Raw genomic sequence first — 14,385 nt, forward strand, 5'->3', positions numbered from 1 at the left:
CGATGTCGTTGCGGGCAAGACCGCCGAAACCGTCATTCAGCATGCGCAGGATATCGGAGGATTCATTGTTGACGATCGTGCCGGTCCGCTTGTCCCAGAGCACCGGAACCGTGGCGCGGCCGGTGAAGGCCGGATCGGCCTTCGTATAGATCTCGTGCATGTAGGTAGCGCCGTTTACGGGATCGTTCGTGGCACCGGGATAATCACCAAACCGCCAGCCCTGCTCGGAAAGAACGGGTTCGACGATGGAAACGGAAATGGCGTCTTCCAGCCCCTTCAGCTTGCGGCCGATCAGTGTGCGAGATGCCCAGGGGCAGATCAAGGCAACGTAGAGATGATAGCGGCCGGCTTCGGCCGCGAAACCGCCCTTTCCCGTCGGCCCCGGCCGGCCGTCCGGCGTTACCCAGTTGCGGAAGCTTGAAACCTGACGAACGAAACCGCCCTTCTCATCCTTGGCCTGGACCGGCTGCCAATCTTCTGTCCACTTCCCGTTTACCAGCAAGGCTCTGTCTCCACTCGCGCGTTCCTTTGCGAGGACAGCATAGCGGAACAGAATTTCACTGGAATAACGCAAACTTGAAACAGACTGTCTACCTGGCGAATGCTGATGGCTCTATGTATGAAATAATGCGTTTTGCGATCAGGTTTATTGGAGAAATCCCATGGCGACATCCGTTTCCAAAGTCAAAACCGACCATGCCAGCCGTTATCTCCAGCAGCTGTGCAAGCATTGGAGCCATCGCTTCAGCGTGGAATTCGATGCCGCCGCCGGCAAGGTACCCTTCAGCCCGGAAAACTTCGTCGATCTGGCGGCCGAGCCCGGCACCCTTACCATGACGCTGACGGTCGAGAAGCCCGAAGACCTCGAGCGCATGCAGACCGTCGTCGCCGACCATCTCAAGCGCTTCGCCTTTCGCGAGGAGCTCGACGTGAGTTGGGCGGCCAGAACCTAAGCTCCCATCCTCTATTCATAACCAGCCGACAGTCGGTTTCCACCGGCTCACGGCCGACCCCTCTCCAAGGAAAGAAGCCCCATGACATCAAGCAACAGCCGCGAATCCCAATATCCGATCGACAAGCTCTTTCTCGACCGCTGGTCACCGCGCGCCTATTCCAACGAGACTATGCCTGAACAGGATTTGCTGACCATTCTGGAAGCGGCGCATTGGGCGCCTTCCGCTTCTAACCTTCAGCCGTGGCGCTTCCTCTACGCTCTGCGCGGCTCGGAACATTGGGACCGGTTCTTGAGCGTGCTGGTGGAGTTCAATCAGGGCTGGGTGAAATCCGCTGCCGCGCTGCTTTTCGTCATTTCCCGCACCCATAGCGGCGAGGTTGGCTCCGCCGAACAGAAGCCCAGCTACAGCCATTCCTTCGATGCCGGCACCGCCTGGGGGTTCCTGGCGATCCAGGCACACCTAGCCGGCTACGAAGCCCACGGCATGACCGGTTTCCATGTCGAGAAATCCTATGAGGTTTTGGGCATTCCCGATGGCTTCCGCGTCGAGGCTGCCGTCGCGATCGGCAAGATCGGCGACAAGAACCAGCTTCCGGAAAAGCTGCGCGAGCGCGAAGTGCCGAGCCAGCGCAAGCCGCTTTCGGAACTGGCCTTCAACGGCACCTTCATCGCCAAGTAATTGATAAAAAAGGAAAAGCTCGCCTTATGTTCCTGGCGGGCTTTTTTTGTGTCTGAAACAAGCGGTCAGATGTCGAGATTGGCGACGTTCAGGGCGTTGTCCTGAATGAACTCGCGTCGGGGCTCGACTTCGTCGCCCATAAGCCGGGCAAACAAGCCGTCGGCATCGGTCGCATCCGTGACCTTTACCTGCAGCAGCGAGCGGACGTTCGGGTCGAGCGTCGTTTCCCAGAGCTGTTCGGCATTCATCTCGCCGAGACCTTTATAACGCTGAAGCGTCAGACCCTTGCGGCCACCGGCGAAGATGGTATCCAGCAGCTTGCGAGGTCCGGAAATCTCGGTTTCGCCATCGCGGCGAACGAGCTTCGGCGGCGTGACATAGACTTCCTTCAGCCGTGAGCCGAGCTGGTCGATAAGGCGGGCATCCTGCGAGCCGATGAGCGCCATGTCGAGGAAGACGACTTCCTTGACGCCGCGCACGGTGCGTTCGAAGCGCAGGCCGCCCTCGCCCGTCAAGGCGCCCGTCCAGCCGCGCTCTGTTTCCTCTGCAATAAGGTCAAGCCGCTTGGCAACGTCGTTGACGAGCCCTTCCGCGCGGCTGGGATCGCTGACCATTTCGGCATTGAGAGCGCCGGCGATCGCCGCCTGCTCGACGACGGAGCGGTTGTAGCGGGAGTGCAGATTGTCGATCAGCGTGCGCAGGCGCAGCGCGTCGTAGATCGCCTCGCGCAGATCCTGGCCGGTACGAACCTCACCGTTGCCGAGGCGCAGGCTCGTCTCATCGGTTCCCTGCCCGATCAGATATTCTTCCAGCGCCTTCTCGTCCTTGACATATTGCACCGACTTGCCGCGCGTCACCTTATAAAGCGGCGGCTGGGCGATATAGAGATGGCCGCGCTCGATAAGATCGGGCATCTGCCGGAAGAAGAAGGTCAAAAGCAGCGTGCGGATATGCGCGCCGTCGACGTCTGCGTCCGTCATGATGATGATCTTGTGGTAGCGCAGCTTTTCGGCGTTGAATTCGTCTTTGCCGATGCCGGTGCCGAGCGCGGTGATCAGCGTGCCGATTTCCTGGCTCGACAGCATCTTGTCGAATCGGGCGCGCTCGACGTTGAGGATCTTGCCGCGCAGCGGCAGGATGGCCTGATTTTCGCGTGAACGGCCCTGCTTGGCCGAACCGCCGGCTGAATCGCCCTCGACAAGGAAGACTTCCGACTTGGCCGGATCGCGTTCGGAGCAATCGGCAAGCTTGCCTGGCAGCGAAGCGATATCAAGCGCGCCCTTGCGGCGCGTCAGTTCGCGCGCCTTACGGGCGGCTTCGCGGGCGGCTGCGGCTTCGACCACCTTGCCGACCAGAACCTTGGCTTCGGACGGATGTTCCTCGAGCCAGGTGCTGAGGGCTTCGTTGACCAGGCTTTCGACGACGGGGCGAACTTCGGAGGAAACCAGCTTGTCCTTGGTCTGCGAAGAGAATTTCGGATCGGGAACCTTGACCGACAGCACGGCCGTCAGGCCTTCACGGCAGTCGTCGCCCGTCAGCGTCACCTTTTCCTTCTTGGTAATGCCCGAGCTGTCCGCATAAGAGGTGATCTGGCGCGTGAGAGCAGCGCGGAAGCCGGCCATATGCGTGCCGCCATCGCGCTGCGGGATGTTGTTGGTGAAGCAGAGCACGTTTTCGTGGTAACTGTCGTTCCACCACATCGCCACTTCGACGGTGATGCCGTCCTTCTCGCTGCGGATCGACACCGGCTTCTGGACGAGCGGCTTCTTGGCGCGGTCGAGATAGGCGACGAAGGCCTCCAGGCCGCCGTCGTAAAGCAACTCTTCCTGCTTTACGTCGGAATGACGCTTGTCGGTCAAAAGGATGCGGACGCCGGAATTCAGGAAGGCGAGTTCGCGCAGGCGGTGCTCGAGCGTTCCGTAGTCGAATTCCGTCATGGTGAAGGTTTCGGCGCTCGGCATGAAGCTGACTTCGGTGCCGGTTTCGTCGCCCGCATCACCCGTTTCCTTCAGCGGTGCATCCGCCACGCCATGGGTAAAGCTCATTTCATGGATTTTGCCCTGGCGGCGAATCTTCAGCTTCAGCCAGACGGAAAGTGCATTGACGACCGAGACGCCAACGCCGTGCAGGCCACCGGAAACCTTGTAGGAATTCTGGTCGAACTTACCGCCGGCATGAAGCTGGGTCATGATAACCTCAGCCGCCGAAACACCTTCGCCGCTGTGAATATCCGTCGGGATGCCGCGGCCATTGTCCGTGACCGTGACGGAGCCATCGGGGTTGAGCGTGACCGTCACGATATCGGCGTGGCCGGCCAGGGCTTCGTCAATCGCGTTGTCGACAACCTCATAGACCATGTGGTGCAGGCCCGAGCCGTCATCCGTGTCACCGATATACATGCCCGGGCGCTTGCGCACCGCATCGAGGCCTTTCAGGACCTTGATGCTATCTGCGCCATATTCGGCATTGCCGCCGTTATCGGTTATATCGGTCATTTTATTGAAGTCTTTCCAGTGTTTAGAGAATCTCGCCGATTGCTCGAGCATGATGCCGAAAAGTGTAATCGGTTTCGGACGACATCATGCTCTACTTCTTTGAGTTTAGAGCAGACTCAGATTTCAGGTCGAAACGACCTGAAATCATCCGACTCTAACGAATCAGCGGTTTTTCCTGGTCTGAATATAGGATGTTTCATCCTGAAGTTCCAAATGGAAGGCCCCAAAATCAGGTATAAAACAGGGGATTAAGGCGCTTTTCAGCCGGTTTTTCCGGCATTTTCCAGAACCTTCGACAGTTCGCGGATCGTCGCCGCGTCAAGGCTGCGGATCTTGCCCGCCAAGTGGTTGACAAAGGCCGTATATTCGGGCGCAAGCCCGGATGTATCGACGACGACGCGCGGATCGGAAAAACGGGCCAGCAGGAACAATTCCTCGGCCTCGTCCCAGATGATGTTGAAATAGCCTGCGATGCGCTGCAGGAGATCGAAGGTCGGCAGACCGCGCTTTCCGTGTTCCAAAGCGGATAAATAAGCCGGAGTCACATTGAGGGCAGCCGCCATCTGCTTTTGCGAGACGCCCTTGCGCAGCCTCAATTTCCGCACTGCTTCGCCGAAGGGGGTCAAGGCTTCTCCCCCTTCAGGCGCGACAGACGAATATAGAGCGCACCCTCGCCGCCGTGATGTTGCGCCGCCGTTTCGTAGGAGGAGATCAGGAAGCGGAATTCGGGCTTGGAAAACCAGAGCGGCACGGCGCGCTTCAGCGCGCCTTCGCTGCCCATGGAGCTGCCCTTGCCTGTTATGACGAGCACATGGCGAAGGCCGCGGCCATGGGCACGCAGCAGGAAATCCAGAAGCATAGAATGCGCCTCGCTCTGGATGAGGCCGTGGAGGTCGATCCGGGCTTCGAGCGCCAGATGGCCCTTGGCGATCTTGCGCTTGACGGGACGTTCCAGCGGATGGTGGCGCCCTGCGGGCTGCTTTACGGGCGCTGGCGTTTCCTGCGCTTCCGCGGGAACGGGCGCCGGCTTTGCCTTTGCTGCGCGGCTATTTTCTTCGCTCTCGACTTCGGCCTGCAGCGCCGCCTCAAAATCTTCGATATCAGCCGTTCGGCCCGGCATGGGGCGTGTGCTCTTGGCGACCTTACCCCAGAGGATGCGGTCTTCCGTACTGAGCTTTCGATCCTTGTTCTGCCGTTCCGGGGCCATCAGCCGAACCTCTGCGCCGCCGCCTTTGGAATGAATATATAAAAATCGGCGTCATTGCGCACGGTGCCGGCAAGCTCTCCGGCATCGTAGCCGGAGCCGGTAAAGATGTCGCCACGCGCCGGTCCGACGATCGCAGAGCCCGTATCGAGGGCCAGCATCAGCCGCGCGAAAGGCTTGCCGGCATTAAGATGCGTCAGACTTTCAGAGCGGATGAAAAAGGGAAAGCCGAAGGTGTGGATGAGCCGATCGACCGCAAGGGAACGGCCTGGCACCAGCGGTACTTTCGCCGCCGCGATCGGACCCAGCGCAGCATCGCCGACATCGGCCTCGCGGAAGAAAATATAGGACCGATTGTGCCAAAGAACTTCATCGACCTGCTCGGGATGCGCATAGAGCCAGTCACGGATCGTCTGCATGGAGATGGTCGCGCGATCCAGCAGGCCGCGCTCGATAAGCAGGCGCCCGACCGCCGAGAAGGGATGACCGGCCTTGGCGGCATAGGTGATACGGCCGAGACGCCCATCAGGATAACGCAAGCGCGCAGCACCCTGCACATGCACGAAGAAGACATCGACCTTGGATTTTGCCCAGGCGATTTCCAGACCCCTGCCTTCGAGATAGCCGCGGTCGATTTCGCCGCGGTCGGGATAGGCGGAAATGTCACCGTCCTGAAGCCTGCCGAACATATAGGATGGCTCGAGCTCGGCGGGCCGGTTCCTATCGTCGAGATCGATCAGATCGTCCGGCCTGCGATAGAAGGGATAACGGTGGGTTTCGTCCGGCGCAGCCGAAACTTCGATTTCCGGCTCATAGAAGGCAGTCACGAAGCCAGTCGCGCCACCGTCGCGACGAATGAAGAAAGGCTGGCAGTGCTCCTCGAAGAAAGCGCGGGCTTCGGCGGCGTCTTGCGGCCATCTTACCTCTGCGGCGTCGAGAAGCGTCAACAGATCGTCAGCGGTCAGCCCGACAGCGCCCGTGCGGTAGGGCTTCATGGTGCGGATATGGTTTCGGCAGTCCCTCATCGCGCGAAAAAGGCTGGAAGGATCGTCCTCCTCCCAGCCCTTCAGATCCGCGAAGGTTGCCGGTTCCAGCCTGAATTCCTGCGATGGGCTCGTCATTGTTCCGATTCGGTCGCCACGAGTTTCCAGTTCGGATCGCGCGAACGCGTGTCGCGGGCGAAGGTCCAGAGATCGCTGATTTCGGCCACGGTCTCGGCATCTCCGTCTATCAGCGTACCGGCCTTATCATAGGTGGCGGAAATCATCTGGCTGACGATGCGCATGGTGATGAGGGCTTCCGTTCCCTTCACCTCGGCAATGACGATATCGGCCTTGTCGATGCCGATGAACGTCGATTTAATTTTCTCGCCCTTGGCTTCGCGGTCGGCGATGGCAGCGTCGAAACCGTCATAGACCTCGCGCGATAGCAGCCCTTTCAGCGATTTGCGGTCGCCATCCGCAAAGGCCATGACGATCATCTCATAGGCCATGCGGGCGCCGTTGACGAATTCCTTCGGGTTGAAGGACGGGTCTGCCTTATTCACCTCGCGCAGCGAATCATTGAGCGGCGTGCCGGCCGGGGTAAAGGCGTCGATGGCGGCGAAACGGTCTTCCTCCTCGGTGCCGTCGCGGCGAGGCAAGGTCACCACTTTGCCGGCGTCCGGTGGCGTCGGGCCATTGACCGGATCTGCAGAACCGTAGAGATCGCGCGGCGGCTTCTCATTCCCCGTGCGGCGGCCAAGGACGCTGCGCAACTGAAAGAAAATCAGCACCGCCGCCACCAGGAAAAAGATCGTCACAAAGTCGTTTGCACCCATCTCGTATCGGAACCACCGTTAAAATTAGAAGATCAATCCCCATATAGTCCGCATCGATCTATCATTCAAATAGCGGACCAGTTTCTTTGCTATACGTAGGAAACCAACGTTTAAGCAAAGAAACCCGCTTTCAGGACCACCGTAACATGCGCCCATCTTTTCTTCCTATCTTCGTTTTTCTGATGCCTCTGGCTGAGATCGCCGGATTCATTATCGTCGGAAAGATGATCGGCGTCTGGGCGACATTGGGGCTCGTCATCCTCAGTGTGGTCCTCGGTGCCGCTCTTTTGAGAATTCAGGGTATCGGTATTCTCCAGCGCATATCGGCCGAAAGCCGCAACGGCGGCGATCCCGGCCGTGAGATGGTGCACGGCGCCATGATCGTCGTCGCCGCCTTCTTCCTGATGCTGCCCGGCTTCATCTCCGACATCATCGGCCTTCTGCTTTTCATCCCGGCGGTGCGCGATCTCGCCTGGAAGATCCTGCGCAAGCGCATCGTCGTCGTCGGCAACTCGCGTGCTTTCCGCCGCGGACAGGGTCCGGGCGCCGGCCCGCAGCCTCGGCCTCACAACCCTGGAACTGTCGTCGATCTGGATGAAGGCGATTTCCGCCGCGAACCGAACCGAAAGTCGCCATGGTCCGATCAAAAGCGGCTGGAGGACTAGAGCCGGACGATTTTAGGCCTACTCGACCTAAAATCTGAATCCGCTCTGGAATCAAAGAAATAGAGCATGATGCCGTCCGAAAGCCGAGCACGGTTTTGGCGTCATACTCCAGAAGAACGGCCCCGGAAGCGCCGGAGCCATAAGGGTTGTAAGCCCCTGTTCTAAATGCTAGATGGCGACACCCCATTGAGACGTGAGAGGACACCCCCATGGCCAACGAGACCAACGGCAACGGTTCAGCCAGCCCGAGCCTCAGCATCCTTGCTCAGTACACCAAGGATCTTTCCTTTGAAAATCCGGGTGCTCCGCGCTCGCTTCAGGCCCGGGAAAATGCTCCGGACATCAATATCAATGTGAACGTCAACGCCAACCCGCTGTCGGAATCGGATTTCGACGTCGTGCTGACGCTGAATGCCGAAGCCAAGGATGGCGAGCGCGTTCTCTTCCACACCGAGCTGGTTTATGGCGGCGTCTTCCGCGTGACCGGCTTCCCGCAGGAACACATGCTGCCGCTGCTCTTCATCGAGTGCCCGCGACTGCTGTTCCCCTTCGCGCGCCAGATCATCGCCGACGTCACCCGTAATGGCGGCTTCCCGCCGCTGATGATCGATCCGATCGATTTCGCGCAGATGTTCACGCAGCGCATGGCTGAAGAGCAGGCCCGCGCCCAGGTTTCGGCCGTTCCGAACTGAGCCTGAATTTCTGCATGCTGGAAACGGAAATGCCCGGATCACAATCCGGGCATTTTCTTTTGGTGCTTTGGAAGCCCTGTTACTCGGAAGCGCTATATTTGGACCAGATGCCTTTCGTGCCCAGCTTGGCCACGAGTGCGGCATGAGCCGAAAGCTCTTCTTCGCTCAAACGGCTCGGCAGCGGATTGGGCCGGGCAAAGACATCGGCAACAACCTCCTCTGCATCGTTGCTCCGGCGCGAACGTGCCGACGAACCGTTGCTGGTGCCGAGGCCGAGCGCGGTCTGCCGGCCGCCGATCATCTCGATATAGACTTCGGCCAATAGTTCGGAGTCGAGCAGCGCGCCGTGTTTCGTGCGGTGCGAATTGTCGATGCCGTAGCGCCGGCAGAGGGCATCCAGAGAGTTCGGACCCATGGGATGCTTGCGGCGAGCCATGGCCAAAGTATCGATCACCATATCGGGCAGGATCGGCGGCCGGCCGAGCCTGGCGAATTCGGCGTTGACGAAACCCATATCGAAGGTGGCGTTGTGGGCGATCCATCTGGCATCCCCGAAAAAGTCGAGGATCTGGTCCGCAAGGGTTTCGAATAGCGGCTTATCCTTCAGGAAATCATCGGAGATGCCGTGCACGGCAAGCGCATCCGGATGAACCTTGCGATCGCCGGGATTGATGAAGAGATGCAGCGTCTTGCCAGTCGGGAAATGATTGAAAAGCTCGATGCCACCGATTTCGATGATGCGGTCTGCCCTATTGTCGAGGCCGGTGGTTTCCGTATCGAAAATGATTTCGCGCATGCAGGCTCCGATTCCCTATTTCCTGATCTGCTGCTTCCGCCGAAGATCCGCGATGATCTCCTGCACCTGATGGCGGGCGGCATCGATGCTTCCGCCGGTGTCAATGACGTAATCGGCGCGCGCGCGCTTTTCAGCATCCGGTGTTTGCCGAGAGAGAATCATATTGAATTTTTCCTCCGTCATGCCCGGCCGGGCAAGCACCCTCTCCCGTTGAATCTGTGGATCACAGCTGACGACGGCAATTTTGTCCACCCTCGTGTCGGCGCCGGTTTCAAACAGCAGTGGGATATCCAGCACGATCATATCGGCACCAGCCTCGGTTTGACGCTCCACGAACCGGCGTTCCCGCTCGCGCACGAGCGGATGGACGATTGCCTCGAGACGCTTGAAACCGGAGGGGTCGCCGGCAAGTCTGCGGCTCAGTTCCTGCCGGTCGACCTTGCCGTCGCTGGTCGTGCCGGGGAAGGCACCCTCGACCAGAGGGACGGCTTCACCGCTATAAAGATCATGGACGACCGCATCGGAATCGTTCACCGGAATTCCAGCTTCGGCGAAGAGTTTCGCCGAGGTCGACTTTCCCATGCCGATCGATCCCGTCAGCCCGATCCTGATCATGAATGCTTTTCCATGTCGGCGATGATCAAAGCCCTCAGGTTTTCATCGACCGCCGGACGTTTTCCGAACCATTTTTCGAAGCCTGGCACGGCCTGATGCAGCAACATGCCGAGACCGTCGACAATGGCGAAGCCCTGTTCCTCGGCTTGAGCCAGAAGCGGCGTTTTCAACGGCACATATACAATGTCGGTGACAGCAGCCCCTTCTGCAAGAGGCGAGAAATCGATGCGGGGAGCAGCTTCACCGTCCATGCCGAGCGAGGTGGTGTTGACGAACAGGCCAGCCCCACGCATGACCTCGCCGAGTGCCGCCATCGGATGGGCATGAACGCGTGGACCGAAGCGATCCGCCAGTTCCTGCGCACGCCCGACGGTGCGGTTGACGACGTGAATTTCCGTGAAGCCGCGATCGCGCACGGCCTGTATCACGGCCCGGCTGGCGCCGCCCGCGCCGAGGATGATGGCGCGATCGCCGGCGTCCCAACCCGGATGGCGCTCATCGAGGTTCGCCGTAAAGCCGCGGCCATCGGTATTCGTCGCATGCAGCAATCCATCTTGAAGCCACAGGGTGTTGGAAGCGCCCAGTTCTTCGGAAAGCTCGTCCGGCCGATCGGCGAGTTTGAAGGCCGCTTCCTTGTGGGGGATAGTCACATTGCCGCCGACGAAGCCGCTGGAACCGTCTTTCAGCGACGAGATGAAAGCCGCGAAATCCTTAGCGGAGACTTCATGCGCGCTATAGCTGCCCGCAAGATGGAGCTGCTTCAACCAATAGCCATGGATCAGCGGCGAGCGCGAATGCCTGACCGGATAACCCGTTACGAAAGCGTTTACGCTCCGTGTTTCACGTGAATCATCCATCGATCGTCCCCAGTTCGCGCAGTTTTTCGAGAAGCGGCAGCATTGGCAATCCGACGATCGTGAAATAGTCGCCGTCGATTTTCGAGAAAAGCTGGATACCCTCGCCCTCGAGCTGATAGGCGCCGACACTGGATAAGGCCTTTTCGCCGACCCGGCTCAGATGCCGGTGAATGAAATCGGCGGGCAGCTTACGCATCGTGAGATGAGCGTGGGACACGTGCTCCCAGATAATGTCGCCATTGCGGGCCAGCGCGATTGCGCTGTTCAATCGATGAGTCTTGTCCGAGAGGGTCATCAGATGATTTTCGGCATCCGCCATCGTCTTCGGCTTGTGAAAGACCTGGGTGCCGAGCGACATGGTCTGGTCCGAGCCGATGACGATCGAGTCCGGGAAACGATCACTCACATCCTTTGCTTTCGCCTTTGCCAGCACGATCGCGACCGCATCCGGGCCGGCACCATCCCGTTCCAGCGGCGCCTCGATCGCGCGTTCGTCGATGTCGGCGGCGACGGCTTGAAAATGCAATCCGGCATTTTCCATCAGCATACGCCGGAATGGGCTTGATGATGCGAGGATAAGGGGCGAGGTCATGACGGCTGCCTCCGAGATAATCATTTGGAGCGCTTAGCGCAGCTTCGGGCGCAGGGCAACAATGGCGGCGGCGGTCTCTTCGATCGACCGGCGCGTGACATCGATGATCGGCCAATTGTGCCGCGCGCAGAGGGAACGGGCATATTTCAGCTCCTCGGAGATCGCGGCGCGATCGGTGTAGCCGCCGCGGTCAAAGCCGGGCGTCGCGCCGAGAATGCGATTTTCGCGAACCTGCGAGATCCGGTCGGTCGTCGCAACCAGCCCGACGATCAGGGGCTTGGTTGCCTTGATCAGGCTCTCCGGCAGCGGCACGCCGTGCACGATCGGGATATTCGCCGTCTTGATGCCGCGATTCGCCAGATAGATGCTCGTCGGTGTTTTCGAGGTGCGGCTGATGCCGATGATGACGACATCGGCGGCGTCGTAATCATCGGGCATCTGGCCGTCGTCGTGATCCATGGTGAAGTTCAACGCCTCGATGCGGGCAAAATAATCCGCATTCATCACATGCTGCGCGCCGACGCGGCGGCGGGACGCAGTGCCGAGATAGGTCTGGAAGACGTTCATGACCGGTTCCAGGACATTGACGCTCGGCACACCCAGCTCTCCGCAACGCTCGGCGATGAAATCGGCAAGCTCACGATCGACGATCGTATAGAGGACGATCCCGGGACTTTGATCGATCGCCTCCAGAACCTGCAGAAGCTGTTTGCGGTTCCTGATCAGCGGATAGACGTGCTCGATCGGCTGGCTGGCATGGAATTGCACGGAAGCGGCGCGACCGGCGGATATGAGAGTCTCGCCCGTTGAGTCAGAAATCAGATGCAGATGAAAGAAGCTCGTTCGGTTTTCCACGCTACTTTCCGTCACCTGTTGATATCTCGGGAGAAAAGAGAGGTACGGGAAGGGGGGCATCCTGGGCAAGTGGAAAACGGCCGAGTTTTCCACATTTGGAATTTTCGAGAGAGGGCTATCACGGCGGCTGTGGGCAATGTGGATAAGCTCGGCAGCGCCTCGTTCATCCCCGGCTTGTCCCCAGCAAGAGAAAAACGAAATTTCCCTTCAACCTCTTCAAAAGATTGAAAAATCACTTTCATTTTCCACATATCGGCCTGCGACTTCGAAATCTCTGCCAATTTCGGTGCAAGGCGCGACAAATTGGACGAGCAAGGGATGAACTTTAATCCTTGCTAGTCACCGACTCTAAGAAATAGAAACCTTTCAATATATGTTTGGTTTTATATAGGACGACGTCTGTGACCGAAGAACGCCGGAAGATCATGCGGGTCTTGAGCGGAGAAACGCTCACCCCTCCCCCGCTCTGGCTGATGAGGCAGGCTGGCCGCTATCTGCCCGAGTATCGAGAAACGCGTGCGAAGGCAGGAAGCTTCCTCGATCTCTGCTACACGCCAGAGCATGCCACAGAGGTGACGCTGCAGCCGATCCGCCGTTATGGCTTCGACGCTGCCATCCTGTTTTCCGATATCCTGGTGATACCCGATGCGCTGAAACGCAACGTCCGCTTTACCGAAGGCCATGGGCCGGAGATGGACCCGATAGACGAGACCGGCATCCTGGCTTTGAAACCGGAAGGGGTCATGGCCTATCTGGAGCCGGTCATGGAGACGGTGCGGCGGCTGCGGCGGGACTTGCCCACGGAGACCACGCTCCTCGGCTTCTGTGGCGCCCCTTGGACCGTTGCGACCTACATGATCGCCGGACATGGCACTCCGGATCAGGCGCCTGCCCGGCTGTTTGCCTATCGGTATCCGCAGGCGTTCGAACATCTGCTGATGCTGCTTGCGGAGATTTCGGCCGACTACCTTGTGGCGCAGATCGATGCAGGCGCTGATGCCGTGCAGATTTTCGATTCCTGGGCCGGCGTGCTTGGGGAGAAGGAATTCGAGGCTTTTGCCGTCAAGCCGGTTGCCAAAATTATTGCTTCGATCAAGTCGCGGAGGCCGCAGGCTCGGATCATCGCTTTTGCCAAGGGCGCGGGCTATCTGCTGAAGACCTATCGGCAGAAGACGGGCGCCGATGCGATCGGTCTCGACTGGTCGGTGCCGCTGGCTTTTGCGCGGGAACTGCAGAAGGACGGCCCGGTGCAGGGAAATCTCGATCCCATGCGCGTTGTCGCGGGCGGCAAGGCTTTGGAGGATGGGATCGATGAGATCTTGCAGCAGCTCGGGCACGGCCCGCTGATCTTCAATCTCGGGCACGGCATTACGCCGCAGGCGGACCCGGCCAATGTCGCCAGGCTTGTCGAACGCGTGCGGGGATGGAGGAACTGATGACGGTGGAAAAGCGGACGGATTCCGCTCCGGGCCAAAGGGCCGGACGGAGAGCTTATTTCATGATCCTAATATTTTCCGTCATGGCGATCGGTCTCTTCGCCTGGCATCCGGCCGATCTCTATCTCTGGATCAAGGCGCTGCATATCATCGCCGTCATCTCGTGGATGGCCGGCATGTTCTATCTGCCGCGGCTTTTTGTCTATCACACCGATGCCGCGCCGGGTTCGCAGCAATCCGAAACTTTCAAGGTGATGGAGCAGCGGCTGCTGCGCTACATCATCAACCCGGCGATGATTCTCACCTGGATTTTCGGGCTTTATCTCGCCTGGTCGGTCTATGATTTTCATGGCGGATGGCTGCACGCCAAGATCGGTCTTGTGTTGATTCTCTCGGGCGTTCACGGCCATTTCAGCGCTTCGGTGCGCGCCTTTGCCCGCGACGAAAACAGGCATTCCGCCCGGTACTGGCGTGTCATGAACGAAGCGCCGACGCTTTTGATGATCGCGATAGTCATTCTCGTGGTCGTAAAGCCATTTGCCTAAAGTGGGACCGGATTGGGGGCGGCGTTAAATTTCCTTCATTTTGCCTGCCCCCCTTGCGGTTCGGAAAGTGAGTCGCTATTTTCCCGCCATCTTCTCTTCGTGGCATGTATTCCATTCTGTCGCCCGCGAGCGCCCCTATCGCGGTTCTGAATACGAGCAACATTGCCTTTCCCCTCCTTA

General features: G+C 59.2%; 17 protein-coding genes. 6 read left to right on the top strand and 11 right to left on the bottom strand.

Translation table 11 applies throughout. The annotated features are described in order from the left end of the window. On the bottom strand, window positions 1-502 hold a 502-nt coding region (locus Q4Q11_RS18715), incomplete at its 3' end, for a glutathione S-transferase family protein (RefSeq protein WP_498570455.1). A 160-nt stretch (window positions 503-662) separates the two neighbouring features. Here Q4Q11_RS18715 and Q4Q11_RS18720 point away from each other — a divergent pair. After that, a complete protein-coding gene (locus Q4Q11_RS18720; protein ID WP_112505180.1) occupies window positions 663-953 on the top strand; it encodes a DUF2218 domain-containing protein in 291 nt (96 codons plus the stop codon). An 81-nt stretch (window positions 954-1,034) separates the two neighbouring features. Beyond that, window positions 1,035-1,634 (top strand): nitroreductase family protein, encoded by a 600-nt coding sequence (locus Q4Q11_RS18725; protein WP_112505178.1) that lies wholly within the window; start codon window positions 1,035-1,037, stop codon window positions 1,632-1,634. A 65-nt stretch (window positions 1,635-1,699) separates the two neighbouring features. On the opposite strand, the gene gyrB is transcribed toward Q4Q11_RS18725, so the two are convergent. The 5 genes from gyrB to Q4Q11_RS18750 form a co-directional block, all read right to left on the bottom strand. Continuing rightward, on the bottom strand, window positions 1,700-4,129 hold the full coding sequence (gene gyrB / locus Q4Q11_RS18730) for a DNA topoisomerase (ATP-hydrolyzing) subunit B (RefSeq protein ID WP_113223159.1): 2,430 nt from the start codon (window positions 4,127-4,129) through the stop codon (window positions 1,700-1,702). A 260-nt stretch (window positions 4,130-4,389) separates the two neighbouring features. Continuing rightward, entirely contained in the window at window positions 4,390-4,755 is a 366-nt protein-coding gene (locus Q4Q11_RS18735; protein ID WP_015338176.1) for a helix-turn-helix domain-containing protein, read from the bottom strand. Then, a complete protein-coding gene (locus tag Q4Q11_RS18740) occupies window positions 4,752-5,336 on the bottom strand; it encodes a Smr/MutS family protein (protein WP_498570456.1) in 585 nt (194 codons plus the stop codon). Before Q4Q11_RS18740 ends, Q4Q11_RS18735 begins: the two co-directional genes overlap by 4 nt. Next, on the bottom strand, window positions 5,336-6,454 hold the full coding sequence (gene mltA, locus Q4Q11_RS18745; protein ID WP_498570457.1) for a murein transglycosylase A: 1,119 nt from the start codon (window positions 6,452-6,454) through the stop codon (window positions 5,336-5,338). Before mltA ends, Q4Q11_RS18740 begins: the two co-directional genes overlap by 1 nt. Continuing rightward, complete coding sequence (locus tag Q4Q11_RS18750; RefSeq protein WP_112505168.1) at window positions 6,451-7,152, bottom strand: Tim44/TimA family putative adaptor protein; 702 nt, start codon at window positions 7,150-7,152, stop codon at window positions 6,451-6,453. Before Q4Q11_RS18750 ends, mltA begins: the two co-directional genes overlap by 4 nt. Before the next feature lie 146 nt (window positions 7,153-7,298). Here Q4Q11_RS18750 and Q4Q11_RS18755 point away from each other — a divergent pair, with 146 nt between their 5' ends. Beyond that, window positions 7,299-7,817, top strand: a complete 519-nt coding sequence (locus Q4Q11_RS18755) for an FxsA family protein (protein WP_113223156.1) — start codon at window positions 7,299-7,301, stop codon at window positions 7,815-7,817. 209 nt (window positions 7,818-8,026) lie between these two features. After that, window positions 8,027-8,509 (top strand): protein-export chaperone SecB, encoded by a 483-nt coding sequence (secB, locus tag Q4Q11_RS18760; protein WP_113213359.1) that lies wholly within the window; start codon window positions 8,027-8,029, stop codon window positions 8,507-8,509. Between the two features lie 79 nt (window positions 8,510-8,588). Here the strand turns inward: secB and dnaQ are convergent, their stop codons facing one another. The 5 genes from dnaQ to Q4Q11_RS18785 are packed head-to-tail and all read right to left on the bottom strand — an operon-like array spanning window position 8,589 to window position 12,224. Next, on the bottom strand, window positions 8,589-9,305 hold the full coding sequence (gene dnaQ, locus Q4Q11_RS18765; RefSeq protein WP_113213360.1) for a DNA polymerase III subunit epsilon: 717 nt from the start codon (window positions 9,303-9,305) through the stop codon (window positions 8,589-8,591). 15 nt (window positions 9,306-9,320) lie between these two features. Then, entirely contained in the window at window positions 9,321-9,920 is a 600-nt protein-coding gene (gene coaE / locus Q4Q11_RS18770) for a dephospho-CoA kinase (protein ID WP_498570458.1), read from the bottom strand. Continuing rightward, a complete protein-coding gene (locus Q4Q11_RS18775; RefSeq protein ID WP_113213362.1) occupies window positions 9,917-10,777 on the bottom strand; it encodes a shikimate dehydrogenase in 861 nt (286 codons plus the stop codon). The genes coaE and Q4Q11_RS18775 overlap by 4 nt, the downstream gene beginning before the upstream one ends. Next, window positions 10,770-11,369 carry a Maf-like protein gene (locus Q4Q11_RS18780; protein ID WP_498570459.1) on the bottom strand — a complete coding sequence of 200 codons (600 nt, stop codon included), beginning with the start codon at window positions 11,367-11,369 and terminating at the stop codon, window positions 10,770-10,772. The genes Q4Q11_RS18775 and Q4Q11_RS18780 overlap by 8 nt, the downstream gene beginning before the upstream one ends. A gap of 33 nt (window positions 11,370-11,402) precedes the next feature. After that, window positions 11,403-12,224: a pyruvate, water dikinase regulatory protein gene (locus tag Q4Q11_RS18785; RefSeq protein ID WP_112505150.1), complete on the bottom strand. Its 822-nt coding sequence runs from the start codon at window positions 12,222-12,224 to the stop codon at window positions 11,403-11,405. 401 nt (window positions 12,225-12,625) lie between these two features. Here Q4Q11_RS18785 and hemE point away from each other — a divergent pair, with 401 nt between their 5' ends. Beyond that, the gene (gene hemE / locus Q4Q11_RS18790) at window positions 12,626-13,660 is read left to right on the top strand and encodes a uroporphyrinogen decarboxylase (protein ID WP_498570460.1); all 1,035 of its coding nucleotides are present in this window, start codon (window positions 12,626-12,628) and stop codon (window positions 13,658-13,660) included. Next, window positions 13,660-14,205: a protoporphyrinogen oxidase HemJ gene (gene hemJ, locus Q4Q11_RS18795; RefSeq protein ID WP_498570461.1), complete on the top strand. Its 546-nt coding sequence runs from the start codon at window positions 13,660-13,662 to the stop codon at window positions 14,203-14,205. The genes hemE and hemJ overlap by 1 nt, the downstream gene beginning before the upstream one ends. The last annotated feature ends 180 nt before the right edge of the window (window positions 14,206-14,385 follow it).

The sequence above is a fragment of the Rhizobium sp. UFLA01-1127 genome (assembly GCF_059803845.1).